13 protein-coding genes are annotated in these 15,954 nt (G+C 68.4%); 8 read left to right on the forward strand and 5 right to left on the reverse strand.

Going from position 1 to position 15,954, the window contains the following annotated elements:
- Positions 1–21 precede the first annotated feature (21 nt).
- The gene (uvrA, locus tag K9U37_RS11820) at positions 22–2,922 is read left to right on the forward strand and encodes an excinuclease ABC subunit UvrA (RefSeq protein WP_243071849.1); all 2,901 of its coding nucleotides are present in this window, start codon (positions 22–24) and stop codon (positions 2,920–2,922) included.
- Positions 2,923–2,950: 28 nt separating this feature from the next.
- Here uvrA and K9U37_RS11825 read toward each other — a convergent pair whose 3' ends face one another.
- The 4 genes from K9U37_RS11825 to K9U37_RS11840 all read right to left on the reverse strand — a co-directional run bounded on the left by K9U37_RS11825 (position 2,951) and on the right by K9U37_RS11840 (position 7,410).
- The gene (locus K9U37_RS11825) at positions 2,951–3,238 is read right to left on the reverse strand and encodes a DNA glycosylase AlkZ-like family protein (RefSeq protein ID WP_308197371.1); all 288 of its coding nucleotides are present in this window, start codon (positions 3,236–3,238) and stop codon (positions 2,951–2,953) included.
- A gap of 4 nt (positions 3,239–3,242) precedes the next feature.
- Positions 3,243–3,527 (reverse strand): PspA/IM30 family protein, encoded by a 285-nt coding sequence (locus tag K9U37_RS11830; protein WP_243071850.1) that lies wholly within the window; start codon positions 3,525–3,527, stop codon positions 3,243–3,245.
- 187 nt (positions 3,528–3,714) lie between these two features.
- Positions 3,715–7,005, reverse strand: a complete 3,291-nt coding sequence (lysX, locus tag K9U37_RS11835; RefSeq protein WP_243071851.1) for a bifunctional lysylphosphatidylglycerol synthetase/lysine--tRNA ligase LysX — start codon at positions 7,003–7,005, stop codon at positions 3,715–3,717.
- Between the two features lie 45 nt (positions 7,006–7,050).
- Complete coding sequence (locus K9U37_RS11840) at positions 7,051–7,410, reverse strand: DUF1844 domain-containing protein (RefSeq protein WP_243071852.1); 360 nt, start codon at positions 7,408–7,410, stop codon at positions 7,051–7,053.
- 238 nt (positions 7,411–7,648) lie between these two features.
- On the opposite strand from K9U37_RS11840, the gene infC reads away from it, so the two are divergent.
- The 5 genes from infC (at position 7,649) to K9U37_RS11865 (ending at position 10,627) form a co-directional block, all read left to right on the forward strand.
- The gene (gene infC, locus K9U37_RS11845; RefSeq protein WP_243073348.1) at positions 7,649–8,305 is read left to right on the forward strand and encodes a translation initiation factor IF-3; all 657 of its coding nucleotides are present in this window, start codon (positions 7,649–7,651) and stop codon (positions 8,303–8,305) included.
- Positions 8,306–8,334: 29 nt separating this feature from the next.
- Entirely contained in the window at positions 8,335–8,529 is a 195-nt protein-coding gene (gene rpmI, locus K9U37_RS11850; protein WP_243071853.1) for a 50S ribosomal protein L35, read from the forward strand.
- 47 nt (positions 8,530–8,576) lie between these two features.
- A complete protein-coding gene (rplT, locus tag K9U37_RS11855; protein WP_005149096.1) occupies positions 8,577–8,966 on the forward strand; it encodes a 50S ribosomal protein L20 in 390 nt (129 codons plus the stop codon).
- On the forward strand, positions 8,935–9,759 hold the full coding sequence (locus tag K9U37_RS11860) for a TrmH family RNA methyltransferase (protein WP_243071854.1): 825 nt from the start codon (positions 8,935–8,937) through the stop codon (positions 9,757–9,759). The genes rplT and K9U37_RS11860 overlap by 32 nt, the downstream gene beginning before the upstream one ends.
- 73 nt (positions 9,760–9,832) lie before the next feature.
- A complete protein-coding gene (locus K9U37_RS11865; protein ID WP_243071855.1) occupies positions 9,833–10,627 on the forward strand; it encodes a rhomboid-like protein in 795 nt (264 codons plus the stop codon).
- On the opposite strand, the gene K9U37_RS11870 is transcribed toward K9U37_RS11865, so the two are convergent.
- On the reverse strand, positions 10,624–12,204 hold the full coding sequence (locus K9U37_RS11870) for an FMN-binding glutamate synthase family protein (protein ID WP_243071856.1): 1,581 nt from the start codon (positions 12,202–12,204) through the stop codon (positions 10,624–10,626). The two genes, K9U37_RS11865 and K9U37_RS11870, sit on opposite strands and share 4 nt — an antisense overlap.
- A gap of 144 nt (positions 12,205–12,348) precedes the next feature.
- Here K9U37_RS11870 and pheS point away from each other — a divergent pair, with 144 nt between their 5' ends.
- The gene (pheS, locus tag K9U37_RS11875) at positions 12,349–13,395 is read left to right on the forward strand and encodes a phenylalanine--tRNA ligase subunit alpha (protein WP_243071857.1); all 1,047 of its coding nucleotides are present in this window, start codon (positions 12,349–12,351) and stop codon (positions 13,393–13,395) included.
- Positions 13,395–15,890 carry a phenylalanine--tRNA ligase subunit beta gene (gene pheT / locus K9U37_RS11880; RefSeq protein WP_243071858.1) on the forward strand — a complete coding sequence of 832 codons (2,496 nt, stop codon included), beginning with the start codon at positions 13,395–13,397 and terminating at the stop codon, positions 15,888–15,890. The genes pheS and pheT overlap by 1 nt, the downstream gene beginning before the upstream one ends.
- The last annotated feature ends 64 nt before the right edge of the window (positions 15,891–15,954 follow it).

Below are 15,954 nucleotides of genomic sequence, written 5' to 3' on the forward strand. Positions count from 1 at the left end.
GACCCGCGGGAAGGGGAGCTGGTGGCTGACCGGCTGATCGTGAAGGGCGCACGCGAGCACAATTTGCGCAGCATCGACCTGGACCTGCCCCGCGACAGTCTCATCGTGTTCACCGGGTTGTCCGGGTCGGGCAAGTCGTCCCTGGCGTTCGACACCATCTTCGCCGAAGGCCAGCGCCGCTACGTGGAGTCGCTGAGCGCCTACGCCCGCCAGTTCCTCGGCCAGATGGACAAGCCCGACGTCGACTTCATCGAAGGCCTGTCGCCGGCGGTCTCGATCGACCAGAAGTCCACCAACCGCAACCCGCGCTCGACCGTCGGCACCATCACGGAGGTCTACGACTACCTGCGGCTGCTCTATGCCCGGGCCGGCACCCCGCACTGCCCGGTATGCGGTGAGCGCATCGCGCGGCAGACCCCGCAGCAGATCGTCGACCAGGTGCTGACGATGGAGGAGGGTGTCCGCTTCCAGGTGCTCGCCCCGGTGGTCCGCACCCGCAAGGGTGAATTCGCCGACCTCTTCGACAAGCTGAACACCCAGGGCTACAGCCGCGTTCGGGTCGACGGTGTCGTGCACCCGCTGACTGATCCGCCCAAGCTGAAGAAGCAGGAGAAACACGACATCGAGGTGGTGGTCGACCGGTTGACGGTCAAGGCCAGCGCCAAGCAGCGGCTCACCGACTCCGTCGAGACGGCACTGAACCTGGCCGAAGGGATCGTCGTCCTGGAATTCGTCGACCGGGAGGATGACCACCCGCATCGCGAGCAGCGGTTCTCCGAGAAGCTGGCCTGCCCGAACGGCCACGCTCTAGCCGTCGACGATCTCGAGCCGCGGTCGTTCTCGTTCAACTCGCCATACGGCGCCTGCCCGGAGTGCAGTGGCCTGGGTATCCGCAAGGAGGTCGACCCCGAGCTGGTGGTGCCCGACCCGGACCTGACCCTGGCGCAGGGTGCGGTGGCGCCGTGGTCGATGGGCCACAACGCCGAGTACTTCACCCGCATGTTGTCCGGTCTGGGCGAGGCTTTGGGCTTCGACGTCGACACCCCGTGGCGCAAGCTTCCGGCCAAGGCGCGCAAGGCGATTCTCGAGGGCTCCGACGAGCAGGTGCACGTGCGCTATCGCAACCGCTACGGCCGCACCAGGTCCTACTACGCCGACTTCGAAGGCGTAATGGCGTTCCTGCAGCGGCGGATGGACCAGACCGAGTCCGAGCAGATGAAGGAACGCTACGAAGGGTTCATGCGCGACGTGCCGTGCCCGGTGTGTGAGGGCACGCGGCTCAAGCCGGAGATCCTCGCGGTGACGCTGGCGGCCGGCGGGCGCGGGTCGAAGTCGATCGCCGAGGTCTGTGAGCTCTCGATCGCCGAATGCTCGGAGTTCCTCAACGAGCTGACGCTGGGCCCGCGCGAGCAGGCCATCGCAGGCCAGGTCCTCAAGGAGGTGCAGTCGCGGCTGGGCTTCCTGCTCGACGTGGGGCTGGAATACCTGTCGCTGGCGCGCGCGGCCGGCACCCTGTCCGGCGGCGAGGCACAACGCATCCGGCTGGCCACCCAGATCGGCTCCGGTCTGGTCGGCGTGCTCTATGTTCTCGATGAGCCGTCGATCGGGCTGCACCAGCGCGACAACCGTCGGCTCATCGAAACACTCACGCGGCTAAGGGATTTGGGCAACACGCTGATCGTGGTGGAGCACGACGAGGATACCATCGCGCACTCCGACTGGGTGGTCGACATCGGCCCGGCCGCCGGCGAGCACGGCGGACGGGTAGTGCACAGCGGGACGTATCAGGACCTGCTGCAGAATCCGAACTCCATCACCGGTGCCTATCTGTCGGGGCGGCAGAGCATCGACGTGCCGGCGATTCGCCGTCCGATCGACCGTCGCAAACAGCTCACCGTCGTCGGGGCACGTGAGCACAATCTGCGCGACATCGACGTGGCGTTCCCTCTCGGGGTGCTGACCGCGGTGACCGGCGTGTCGGGCTCGGGAAAGTCGACTCTGGTCAACGACATTCTGGCCTCGGTGCTGGCCAACAAGCTCAACGGCGCGCGCCAGGTCCCCGGCCGGCACACCCGGATCAACGGACTCGATCACGTCGACAAGCTGGTCCGGGTCGACCAGTCGCCGATCGGCCGCACGCCGCGGTCCAACCCGGCCACCTACACCGGGGTGTTCGACAAGATCCGGACCCTGTTCGCGGCGACCACCGAGGCCAAGGTGCGCGGGTATCAGCCGGGCCGGTTCTCCTTCAACGTCAAAGGTGGACGCTGCGAAGCGTGTTCGGGTGACGGCACGATCAAGATCGCGATGAACTTCCTGCCCGACGTCTACGTGCCGTGCGAGGTCTGCCAGGGGGCCCGGTACAACCGCGAGACGCTCGAGGTGCACTACAAGGGCAAGACGATCTCCGAGGTGCTCGACATGTCGATCGAGGAAGCTTCGGAGTTCTTCGAGCCGATCACCGGAATCCACCGCTATCTCAAGACACTGGTCGACGTCGGCCTCGGCTATGTGCGGCTGGGTCAACCGGCGCCGACGCTGTCCGGCGGCGAGGCCCAGCGCGTCAAGCTGGCAGCCGAACTGCAGAAGCGGTCGACCGGACGGACTGTCTACATCCTCGACGAGCCCACCACCGGCCTGCACTTCGAAGACATCCGCAAGCTGCTCAAGGTGATCAACGGCCTTGTCGACAAAGGCAATTCGGTGATCGTGATCGAACACAACCTCGACGTGATCAAGACATCGGACTGGATCATCGACATGGGTCCCGAAGGCGGTGCCGGCGGCGGCACGGTCGTGGCGCAGGGCACGCCGGAAGATGTGGCCGCCGTGCTGGAGAGCTACACCGGCAAGTTCCTCGGAGACATCCTCGTGCCGCCGACGCCCAAACGCGCGACTCGGCGGCGCAAAGTCAGCGCCTGACCGGACCGGTGTCAGATCGGGCGACCGGTCATCCTGGCGCGGCCGCCTGTTTGGCAGTCAGCATCTGACCCAAGATGCGGCGCATCGCGAGTTGCTTTACCACAGAGCGCTTCTCGTAAAGCTCGTGGTCGAGGTCGGCGGTGGTGAATCCGGGTATCCGCGACCACATGGACAGGTAGGGAGTGGCCGGATCGGTGGCATGCCAGCCGATCACCGCCCCAGTGAGCGCCGTCAGGTTCCGGGTCTCGGCGGGCGGAGACAGGAAGTGCCGCCGGGCCAGCAGGGCACGGCGCTCCTCGACGGTGAACGACCGCACCGATTCAGGGCTTGTCCTGCTGGTGCATCGAGGCGCGGATCTCCTCGAGCTTGTCGTGCGCCGCGCGCTGCCGGGCTTCGTACTGCTCCTCGACGCTACGACCCTCCGGCGTTTCGGCATCGAGTTCCGCTGAGCCCAGCGCCGTTCCGTACCGCGTCTCGATCTTCTCGCGCACCGACTCGAAGGTCGGAACCCCCGACGCGGAGTAGCCGGTGTCCACTGGCGGCGCGGTGGGCAGAGCCGGCTCGGCCTTCGCGCCGTCGTCGGGCTGGCTGGGTTGGTCGGCCATAGCGTCACCGTACTCCCGGCGGCCGACGCTCCGGGGAGTTTACGAAATGTGTTGTCGCAGCGGGCTGGCCGGGTCCGCGATTAACGTCTCGGCGACCATCGTCGTCGAAGGCGTCTCGGCTCCATCGTGACGAAGCTACCTTGAAGGTTGCTATGAACCTGCCGTGAACCGGTGTCAATATTGGCGGTCAGCGAGGCTTGGCCAGCGGGAACGGCAACGTCTCGCGGATGCTGCGCCCGGTGATCAACATGACGATCCGGTCGACACCGACACCCAGGCCGCCGGTCGGCGGCATGGCGTACTCCATCGCCTCCAGGAAGTCCTCGTCGAGCTCCATCGCCTCGGGGTCCCCGTCGGCGGCCAGCAGCGACTGCTCCTGCAGTCGTCGCCGCTGTTCGACGGGGTCGGTGAGCTCGCTGTAGGCGGTACCCAACTCGACCCCCCAGGCCACCAGGTCCCAGCGTTCTGCGACCCCGGCCTTGCTGCGATGCGGGCGGGTCAGCGGCGACACCGAGGTCGGGAAGTCGGTGTAGAACGTCGGCGCCTCGGTGCGGTCCTCGACCAGTCGCTCATAGAGCTCGAGCGCCACCGCACCGGCATCCCAGTGGTTCAGGTAGGGCACCTGTGCCGCGTCGCACAACCGGCGCAGCACCGGCAGCTCGGTGTCCGCGTCGACGCGCTCACCGAGGGCTTCGGACACCGCGTCGTGCATGGTCTTGACCGTCCAGGTGCCCGAGATGTCGACCGGCTCGAGGTTGCGGCCGTCGGCGTCGCGTGGACGCATCACCACCGCCGAGCCGTTGGCGGCGATCGCCGCGTTCTGGATCAGCTCCCGACAACCGTCGATCCACACCAGGTAGTCGGCGTGAGCCTGATAGGCCTCCAGCAGGGTGAACTCCGGATTGTGGCTGAAGTCGACGCCCTCGTTGCGGAATGCCCGGCCGAGCTCGAAGACCCGCTCGACGCCGCCGACGCACAACCTCTTGAGGTAGAGCTCGGGGGCGATGCGCAGATACAGGTCGAGGTCGTAGGCGTTGACGTGGGTCGTGAACGGCCGGGCGTTGGCTCCGCCGTGGATCTGCTGCAGGATGGGCGTCTCGACCTCCAGGAAGCCCTTGTCGAACAAGGTCTCCCGGATGGCGTGCAGCACGTTGCTGCGGGCCCGGATCAGGTCCCGCGCTTCAGGGTTGATCGCCAGTTCGACGTAGCGGGCCCGCACCCGGGCCTCCGGATCCTGCAGCCCCTTGTGCTTGTCGGGTAAGGGCCGCAGGCACTTTCCGAGCATGCGCCACTGCTCGACGATCAGCGAGCGGGTGCCGTTCTTGCTGTAGCCCATGCGTCCGCCGGCCTCGACCAGGTCACCGAGGTCCACGCCGACGAAGTCGTCCGCGGACCCGTCGAGCTGGGACTTGTCCAGCAGCAGTTGCACCTCTCCCGACCAGTCACGCAGCTGGGCGAACACCACGCCGCCGTAGTCGCGGGCGCGCAGGATGCGTCCGGCGACGGTCAAGGTGACGTCATCTGCCTCGGCGATGGCCGCCGCCACCGTATGGGTGGGAGGTTTGCCGACGGGGTAGGCGTCGATGCCCTTGTCCTGCAGGGCTTTCAGCTTGGCCAGTCGGACCCGCAGCTGGTCCGGCAGCCGCGGTTCCTCGGTCCGGACGGGCTGGGCGGCGGGCTCGTCGACGTCGGGTGCGCTGCCGTCGGCGTGCAGGCGCCCGGTGGCGGCCAGGTCATGAGGCACCGCCGAGTAGTGACCGGTGTGCTGCTTGTTGCGCCGGGTGAACGGCAGGACCAGGAATCCCTCGGCGATCACTGATGCCACCCCGACGCGGGGAATCAGGCGGGCGTCCTCGTAGCAGGCGTAGCGCGGTACCCAGTGCGGCTGGTACTTCATGTTCGACCGGTACAGCGTCTCCAGTTGCCACCACTTCGAGAAGAACACCAGCAATGCCCGCCACAGCCGCGCGACCGGACCGGCGCCCAGCTGGGCCCCCTGCTCGAAGGCGGCGCGGAACATGGCGAAGTTCAACGAGATTCGGCTGACACCGATGCTCTCCGCGTTCTGCAACAGCTCGGTGACCATCAGCTCGATCGTGCCGTTGGGGGACTGCGGTGAGCGCCGCATCAGGTCCAGCGACAAGCCGTTGTTGCCCCACGGCACCAACGACAGCATTGCCACCACGCCGTCACCGTGGACCGCCTCGACCAGCAGACAGTTCCCGTCGGCACGGTCGCCGAGCCGGCCCAGGGCCATCGAGAAACCGCGCTCGGTCTCGGTGTCACGCCACGCGTCGGCGCGCTTGATGACGTCGGCCATCTCCTCGGCGGAGAAGTCGCGGTGCCTGCGCATTCGCACCGTGAGCCCGGCCCGGCGGGCCCGGGTGACCGCCTGGCGCACCGCCCTCATGTCCGATCCGGACAGGTGGAACTTGTCCGGGTACAGGATCGCCTCGTCGCCCAGCTGCAGGGCGTTCAGTCCGGCTTCCCGATAAGCCTGCGCGCCAGTGGAACTGGCGCCCATCACACCGGGCGCCCAGCCGTACTCCTGACACAGGTCCAGCCACGCCGTGATGGCCTGCTGCCAGGCGCGCGGGTCGCCGATCGGATCGCCGCTGGCCAGGCAGACCCCGACCTCGACGCGGTAGGTGATGGCGGCGCGAGCGCTCGGGGCGAACACCACCGACTTGTCCCTGCGGGTGGCGAAGTAACCCAGCGAGTCGTTCTTTCCGTAGACCTCCAGCAGGCCGCGGATCGCCGATTCGTCCTCCCCGGTGAGCGCATTCTCGGCGCGCTGGGATTGGAAGAGCACGATCGCCGCGACCATCAGCGCGAGCGCGCCGAACAAACCCAGCAGCGCGTTGACGAACACGTGCGGGTGACCGGTGAAGGCGTCGGCGCCCGCACCGGCGAACGCGCCCACCCGGTTCAGGGCGTAGAGGAACCGGTCGTCGCGCGCCAGCGTCCCTGGGAAGAACTCGAGCAGCGACCAGCCGATCAGCGTTCCCGCGGCCATACCCGCGACCAGCGTGGCCGCCGCCTTCAACAGGGCGCCGCGGCGGACCCTGGCCCAGAACTCGCGGTAGGCCAGCAGCAGGATGCCGATGGACGCCAGATGGAAGATCAGGCCGATGACTTCGCCGGCGTCCACGGCGGCGGACTGGTCGCCGGTCAGCAGGGCGATGGTGTTCCACACCGAAGCGGCCACCATGTAGAACAGCAGGATCCACCAGGCGATCCGTTTGCCGGCGGCGAGCGCGGCGGCCAACAGGCCCAGCACGAACGCCCAGGCGAAGCTGGTGTCGGGGAAGTTGAACAGGTAGTCGTTGATGAACTCCCGCGGCACCCTGATCAGATGCCGCAGCAGCGGGGACACGCTCGACAGCAGCGACAGCGTCGCGATGACGCCGATGATCCACCCGGCCGCGGCAGGCACCCACCCGAAGCTCGAGGTGGGGCGACTCGTGGTGACGGTCATAGGCCGCGAGGATATTCCCTTGTGCTGCGAAATGAGTCAAGGGTGCTACTGGACGGGCCCGGTGTACTTCTCGCCCGGACCCTGCCCGGGTTCGTCGGGGGCGGAGCTGGCTTCGCGGAAGGCCAGCTGCAGGCTTTTCAGACCGTCCCGCATCGGACCGGCGTGCGGGCCGAGGTACTGCGCCGACGCGGTCACCAGACCGGCCAGGGCCGTGATGAGACGGCGGGCCTCGTCGAGGTCGCGCCGCTCGGAAGCGTCGGGATCGGGGCAGGACAGCCCGAGTTTCTCCGCAGCGGCGCTCATCAACATCACCGCAGCCCGGCTGATGACCTCGACGGCCGGGATGTCGGCCAGGTCGCGGGCAGGCGGGGCCCCATCGGAAAGCGATGTCGTCGAATCCGTCATGCCTGCTAGACTGGCATGCACGACCGTCCCGGCGTACGCCGGGGACAGCAAGTGGAGTCCCGCTCCCACCGTTGGCCGCATAGGCTCAGCGGTCCGGTCGCGGATGCCGCCACGGTATCCGTTCTGCGGTTTCCGCAGGCGGCGAAGGCCGTGATCGGTCGGCATCGGGCCCTGCTTCATGCAAGGGCCCTTCTGTTCGATGGAACAGGTTGCTGATGGCGTGGTGTTTTCCCTGCTGATCCCCGGTGCTCGACACCGCGGCCGGTTAGAAGAGAAAACGAACCAGGGAGGCCCCATCAGCACTGAGACCCGCGTCAACGAGCGCATCCGCGTACCTGAAGTCCGTCTGATCGGACCAGGTGGCGAGCAGGTAGGCATCGTGCGCATCGAAGACGCCCTCCGCGTCGCTGCGGATGCCGATCTCGACCTTGTCGAAGTAGCCCCGGACGCCAGACCACCGGTCTGCAAGATCATGGACTACGGCAAGTACAAGTACGAGACGGCCCAGAAGGCGCGCGAGTCTCGCAAGAACCAGCAGCAGACCGTCGTCAAGGAACAGAAACTTCGTCCCAAGATCGACCCGCACGACTACGAGACCAAGAAGGGCCACGTCGTCCGCTTCCTGGAAGCCGGGTCGAAGGTCAAGGTGACGATCATGTTCCGCGGCCGCGAGCAGTCCCGGCCCGAACTCGGGTACCGGTTGCTCCAGCGGTTGGCCGCCGACGTGGCCGACCACGGCTTCGTCGAGACGTCCGCCAAACAGGACGGCCGCAACATGACGATGGTGCTGGCACCGCATCGCGGCGCGAAGACTCGCGCCAAAGCGGCCCAGCAGACGATCGGAGCGCCGGCGGCACAACCCGCCGCGGAACCCGAAGCGCCCACCGAAACCTGACCACACGACACGAATAGGACTGAGGACACATGCCCAAGGCCAAGACCCACAGCGGGGCCAGCAAGCGCTTCCGCCGTACCGGCACCGGCAAGATCGTTCGGCAGAAGGCCAACCGCCGCCACCTGCTCGAGCACAAGCCGACCCGCCGCACCCGTCGCCTCGATGGCCGCACCACCGTGTCGGCCAACGACACCAAGCGCGTCACCAAGATGCTGAACGGCTAAGCGCCGTACCCCTCCCGCCGTGTAACGAACGAGAATAGGAACACCCCATGGCACGCGTGAAGCGCGCACTCAACGCCCAGAAGAAGCGGCGCACAGTACTGAAGGCGTCGAAGGGCTACCGCGGCCAGCGTTCGCGGCTCTACCGCAAAGCCAAAGAGCAGCAGCTGCATTCGTTGACCTACGCCTACCGGGACCGCCGAGCCCGCAAGGGCGAGTTCCGCAAGCTGTGGATCTCCCGCATCAACGCGGCCGCCCGCGCCAACGACATCACCTACAACCGGCTGATCCAGGGGCTCAAGGCCGCCGGGATCGAGGTCGACCGCAAGAACCTCGCCGAGATCGCGGTCAGTGACCCGGCCGCGTTCACCGCGCTGGTCGAGGCCGCCAAGGCCGCCCTGCCGGAGGATGTCAACGCGCCTTCCGGTGAAGCCGCCTGACATCTCCCTGACAGCGGCGCTCACTGAACGATCCGCCCGGGTGGTCGCTGCGGCCAAACTGCAGCGCCACACCGGGCGTCGTCGTGCTGGGCGCTTTCTGGCCGAAGGGCCGAACCTCGTCGAGGCGGCGGCGCGCCGCGGTCTGGTCGAGGAGGTGTTCGCCACCGAGTCCGCCGCAGCGCGCCATGCCGGCCTGTTGGCCGGGCTGACGGTGCACCCAGTGACCGAGCGCGCGGCCAAGGCGCTGTCGGAGACGGTGACCCCGGCCGGGCTCGTCGCGGTGTGCCGGGTACCGGACACCGATCTCGGCGAGGTGCTGAGCGCCGGGCCGGCGTTGCTCGCGGTTGCTGTCGATCTGTCCGAGCCCGGCAATGCGGGCACGCTGATCCGGCTCGCTGACGCCATGGGTGCGGCCGCGATGATCTTTTCGGGGCACAGTGTCGATCCCTACAACGGCAAATGCCTGCGATCCTCGGCGGGCAGCATCTTCTCGGTGCCGGTGATCGTCGAAACCGATACTGCCGCTGTGCTTACCGCACTGCGCGCCGCGGGCCTGAAGCTTCTGGCGACGACCCTCGACGGTGACGTGAGCATGGATGACGCCGATGCGCTGCTGGGTGAACCGGCTGCGTGGATCTTCGGTCCGGAAGCGCAGGGATTGTCGCCGGTGCTGGCGGCACTGGCCGATCACCGCGTCACGATCCCGATGGCCGGTGGCGCCGAGAGCCTCAATGTGGCTGCCGCCGCGGCGATCTGCCTGTATCAGAGCGCGAGGGCGCAGCGCCGCGGTTAGGCCCCCGGGACGGGTATCGCTGCCGAACACTTGGACGACACAGGCATAGACGACACAGGCATAGTGGAGGGCGATGTTTCTCTCTGCGTTGACGCGACTGGGCCGCGTTCGGGTCACCTTGGGCTACACCGCGGCACTGGTCGCGGTGGCCACGGCGCTGCTGCTGCTCGGCCCGCACGTCCGCGAACAGGTCATCCGGCACGCCAGTACCAATCTGCGAAACCTGGGTGACGGGCGCGTCGGCACGTTGATCGGCAGCGCTTTCGTCAACGAGGCCGGACCGATCTACGTCTGGCTGCCGGGCCTGATGGCCCTGCTGGCCCTGGCGGAACTGCTGTGGCGCAGCCGGCGGCTGGTGGTGGCCTTCGCGATCGGCCACGTCGGCGCCACGCTGGTGGTCGCCGCGGGGATGGCCGCCGCGGTGGGCGTGGGCCTGCTGTCGGTGTCGATCGTCGACGTCACCGACGTCGGAATGAGCTACGGCGCGCTGGCCGTTTTGGGCACGCTGACCGCGGCGATCCCGCGCCCCTGGCGGGCGGTGTGGACCGGCTGGTGGCTGGCCGTGGCGATCGGATCGGCGGCGTCCTCGCAAGGCGACTTCACCAACGTCGGGCATGCGATCGCGCTGGTGATCGGCATGCTGGTCGGGGCCCGGTTCGGGCACCCGGCGCATTGGACCACCGCCCGCTATGGCCTGCTCGCCGTCGCCGCCGCGTTCGGCTACATGATCATGGCCTACACGCCGTTGTCGCTGGTGGTCACGTCCACGCTGGGCGTCGTCGGCGCCGCGACCGCGTACCGGATCACCCGCTGGCGCACTGCGCGGCGCGCGCTCGAAGCAGCGCCGCTGCCTGAGCCCGCGGTCTAACGGAACTCCTCGGCGCAGGCTTCGACCCAGTCGGAGCGCCAGGATTCGGGCGGATCCTCCAAGAGCTCACCGGGCATCAGCCAGTCGTAGATCTCGGCATAGGTGCGGGTGCGTTGACCTTCGATGCGGCGGTTGAGCATCGACGGCTCGAGCTCATCGAAGCTGTCGAGTCCCATCGAGGCCACGATCTGCGCGGCACTGGCCACCGTCGACCGCTGGAAGTTGGCCACCCGTTCGATCTTGTCCGGCACGTAGAGGGCCCGCGCCAGCCTGGGGTTCTGGGTGGCCACCCCGGTGGGGCAGGCGTTGGTGTTGCACTTCATCGCCTGGATGCAGCCCAGGGCGAACATCATGGCGCGCGCCGCCATGGTGAAGTCCGCGCCCTGGCAGATGCGGGTGACGACGTCGCCCCCGCCGGCCACCTTGCCACAGGCGCCGATCTTGATGTGGCGGCGCAGCCCGACGCCGACCAGGCAATTGTGCACCAGCATCAGGCCTTCGGTCAGTGGCATGCCGACGTGGTCCTCGAATTCCTGCGGTGCGGCGCCGGTGCCGCCCTCGGAGCCGTCGACGATGATGAAGTCGGGGGTGATGCCAGTCTGCAGCATTGCCTTGCAGATCGACAGGAACTCGGTGCGCGCACCCACGCACAGCTTGAACCCCACCGGCTTGCCGCCGGAGAGGCTGCGCAGCGTCGCGATGAAATGCATCAGCTCCAGCGGCGTACGGAACGCAGTGTGCGCCGGCGGGGAGATCACCGTCTGACCCACGGGTACGCCGCGGCAGGCGGCGATCTCAGCGGTCACCTTCGCGCCGGGCAGCACGCCGCCGAGCCCCGGCTTGGCGCCCTGGGACAGCTTGATCGAGATCGCCTTGACCGAGCGCAGCGCCGACTTCTCCACGAACTTGGCGGCGTCGAAGTGACCGTCGGCGTCGCGGCAGCCGAAGTAGCCCGAGGCGACCTCCCAGATCAGGTCGCCGCCGTGCTTGAGGTGGTAGGCGCTGATCGCACCCTCTCCGGTGTCGTGGGCGAAGCCGCCGCGGGCCGCGCCGCCGTTGAGCGCCTCGATCGCGTTGCCAGACAGTGCCCCGAAGCTCATCGCCGAGACGTTGAGCAGCGCGATGTCATAGGGCTGCGCGCAGTCCGGGCCGCCCAGCCGGACTGTCGGGGCCAGGTCGGTGGCCATCCGGGCCCGCAACGAGTGGCGAAGGAACTCATAACCCAGCGCATAGACGTTGCGCTCGGTGCCGAACGGCTCCTCGCTGTTGATGCCCTTGGCCCGCTCGTAGACCATGTCGCGGGTCTCCCGGTCGAACGGGCTGGCCTCGGTGTTCGCCTCGACGAAGTACTGGCGGATCTCCGGGCGCAGCATTTCGGCGAGGAACCGGGTGTGGCCGAGGATCGGGAACGCGCGCAGGATCGTGTGCTTGGTCTGCAGGACGTCCCAGGTACCCAGTGCGGCCAGGGCTGCCATGACACCGGCTGGCACCCACCACAGCCAGTGGACGAACACCCCCAGTGCGCCCAGAGCGATGGCCACCGCCCAGACGGTGACCACGATCAGCGGTCTGGTCATTTGACCTCCCCGAAGGTCTGAACCCGGTTGACCTCCAGGTACGCGAAATGCCCGCGAGGCGCCATTCTGGCATCACCTATGATCGGCTCTTGCGTCACACCCGTGTCGCGAACGAATCCGGCCTGCGAAGGAGAGTCTCGCCGCGTGGGTGAGCAAGCCGACGACCTGCTGTCGCAGGAATCGCTGACCAAGGCCGTCGCCGCGGCCCGGCACGCCTTCGAGGCGGCAGCCGATCTCGACGCGCTGGCTCGCGCGAAGACCGAACACCTCGGTGACCGCGCCCCGCTGGCGCTGGCCCGTCAGGCGCTGGCCGCCCTGGCCAAGGCGGACCGGGTCGACGCCGGCAAGCGGGTCAACACCGCCCGCGGCGAGGCCCAGCAGGGCTACGACGATCGGCTGGCGGTGCTGCGCGCCGAGCGTGACGCGGCCGTCCTGGTGGCCGAGGCCGTCGACGTCACGCTGCCCTCGACGCGTCAGCCCGTCGGTGCGCGACATCCCATCACAATCCTGGCCGAACACATCGCCGACACCTTCGTGGCGATGGGGTGGGAGCTGGCCGAAGGTCCCGAGGTCGAGACCGAGCAGTTCAACTTCGACGCCCTGAACTTCCCGCCGGACCATCCGGCGCGCAGCGAGTCCGACACGTTCCACGTCGCGCCGGAAGGATCGCGCCAGCTGCTGCGTACCCACACCTCGCCGGTGCAGGTGCGCACGCTGCTGGATCGTGAGCTGCCCGTCTACATCGTCTCGATCGGGCGCACGTTCCGCACCGACGAGCTGGACTCCACCCACACCCCGGTCTTCCATCAGGTGGAGGGGCTGGCGGTGGACCGCGGCCTGACGATGGCGCATCTGCGCGGCACACTCGACGCGTTCGCGCGCTCGGAGTTCGGGCCGACCGCACGGACCCGCATGCGCCCGCACTTCTTCCCGTTCACCGAGCCCTCGGCCGAGGTCGACATCTGGTTCCCGAGCAAGAAGGGCGGCGCCGGCTGGGTCGAATGGGGCGGCTGCGGCATGGTCAACCCGAATGTATTGCGGGCGGCCGGAATAGACCCGGAGGTCTACTCGGGCTTTGCCTTCGGCATGGGTCTGGAGCGGACTTTGCAGTTCCGCAACGGCATTCCCGACATGCGGGACATGGTCGAGGGTGACGTCCGGTTCTCGTTGCCGTTCGGGGTCGGGGTCTGATGCGCCTTCCCTACAGCTGGTTGCGTGAGGTCGTCCAGCGCGGCGCCCCGGGCTGGGACGTCGAACCGCGCGACCTCGAGCAGGCTCTGATCCGCGTGGGCCACGAGGTCGAGGACATCGTCGCCCTCGGGCCGGTGAGTGGTCCGCTGACCGTCGGGCGGGTGACCGCCGTCGAGGAGCTGACCGAGTTCAAGAAACCCATCAGGGCGTGCAAGGTCGACGTCGGTGAATCGGAGGACCGCGACATCGTCTGCGGCGCAACGAACTTTGCTATCGGTGACCTGGTGGTGGTGGCGCTTCCCGGCACCACGTTGCCGGGCGACTTCCACATCGCCAGCCGCAAGACCTACGGCCGCCTGTCGGACGGCATGATCTGCTCGGCCGCCGAATTGGGTTTGGGCGCAGACCATTCGGGGATCCTAGTGCTGCCGCCGGGCACCGCCGAACCGGGCGAGGACGGCGTCGGCCTGCTGGGTCTCGACGATGTGGTGTTCGACCTGGCGGTCACGCCGGATCGCGGTTACTGCATGTCGATCCGGGGCATCGCTCGTGAGATCGCCTGCGCCTATGGCCTGGACTATGTCGATCCCGCCGACGTGCCCCCACTGCCGGTCGACGGCCCGGCGCTTGCGGTGACGGTTCAGCCCGGCACCGGGGTCAGCCGCTTCGCGCTGCGCCCGGTCACCGGTGTCGACCCGAAAGCCCAGTCGCCGTGGTGGTTACGCCGCCGGCTGATGCTCTGCGGTATCCGCCCGATCTCACCGGCGGTCGACGTCACCAACTACGTGATGCTCGAACTGGGCCACCCGATGCACGCCCACGACAGCAGCCGCATTCACGGCGACTTCGCGGTGCGCTTCGCCAAGCCGGGGGAGACCGTGGTCACCCTCGACGACATCGAACGCAAGCTCGATCCGGGTGACGTGCTCATCGTCGACGACGTTGCCACCGCCGCCATCGGCGGAGTGATGGGCGCCGGCACCACCGAGATCGACGACAACTCCACCGATGTCCTGCTCGAGGCCGCTGTCTGGGATCCGGCCGCGGTGTCCCGCACGGTGCGGCGCCTGCACCTGGTCAGCGAGGCCGGCCGCCGCTACGAGCGGTCGGTCGACCCGGCCATCTCGGTGGCCGCACTCGACCGCTGTGCGGCGCTGCTGGCCGACATCGCCGGCGGGACCGTCGAGCCCCGGCTGACCGACTGGCGTGGGGATCCGCCGCGGGAGCAGTGGACGCCTGACCCGGTGCGGATGCGATTCGACCTGCCCGACCGGACGGCCGGCGTGGAATACGAGCCGGGTGCCGCGGTGAACCGGCTGACGCAGATCGGCGCCCGTGTCGACGAGGACAGCGCCGATCCGGCGATCCTCGTGGTTACCCCGCCGAGTTGGCGGCCCGACCTGGTGCAGCCCGCCGACCTCGTCGAGGAGGTGCTGCGCCTCGAAGGTTTGGACAAGATCCCGTCTGTGCTGCCCGCCGCACCTGCCGGCCGCGGCCTGACGGCCGGGCAGAAGCGGCGCCGGGCGGTCGGCAAGTCGCTGGCGCTGTCCGGCTTCGTCGAGGTGCTGCCCACACCGTTCTTGCCGGTGGGCGTCTTCGACCAGTGGGGCCTGCCGGCCGAGGATCCGCGCCGCAGCACCACCACGGTGCTCAACCCGCTGGAAGCCGAGCGACCGCACCTGGCCACCACATTGCTGCCCGCGCTGCTGGAAGCGTTGTCCCGCAACGTCTCTCGTGGGTTTGCCGACGTCGCTCTGTTCTCGATCGCGCAGGTGGTTCACCCGACCGGGGCCACCCGCGGCGTCGACCTGATCCCGACCCATCGCAGGCCCACCGACGACGAGATCGCTGCGTTGAACGCCTCGCTGCCGCACCAGCCGGTCCATGTCGGCGCGGTGCTGACCGGGCTGCGCGAGCCGCGCGGCCCGTGGGGGCCGGGCCGGCCGGTGGAGGCCGCCGACGCTTTTGAGGCGGTGCGGATCATTGCCCGCGCGGGCGGAGTCGATGTGACGCTGCGGGCCGCGCAGCACCTGCCGTGGCATCCGGGACGGTGTGCCGAGGTGGTGGTCGATGGTCGCGTCGTCGGTCACGCCGGGCAGTTGCACCCCGCGGTGATCGAACGCTCGGGACTGCCGAAGGGCACCTGCGCGGTGGAACTCGATCTCGACGGGGTGCCGATCGTCGAGACACTTCCCGCGCCGCGGGTCTCGCCCTTCCCGGCGGTGTTCCAAGACCTGAGTGTGGTGGTGGACAGCGACGTGGCCGCGGAGGCGGTCATCGACGCGGTGCGCGACGGTGCGGGCGAGCTGCTCGAGGACGTCGCGCTGTTCGACGTCTACACCGGTCCGCAGATCGGGGAGGGCCGCAAGTCGCTGACGTTGGCGCTGCGGTTCCGGGCGGCGGATCGTACGCTCACCGAGGACGAGGCCAGCGCCGCCCGCGATGCCGCGCTCGCTGTCGCGGCCGAGCGCGTCGGCGCCGTCCTGCGCACCTGATTTCCCCCGCGAGCAGACGCAAAAGTCCCGGAAAACGCGGTGTTTTGGAGACCTTTGCGTCTGC

The organism is Candidatus Mycolicibacterium alkanivorans (assembly GCF_022760805.1).
In the GTDB taxonomy this organism is placed as follows: Bacteria; Actinomycetota; Actinomycetes; order Mycobacteriales; family Mycobacteriaceae; genus Mycobacterium; species Mycobacterium alkanivorans.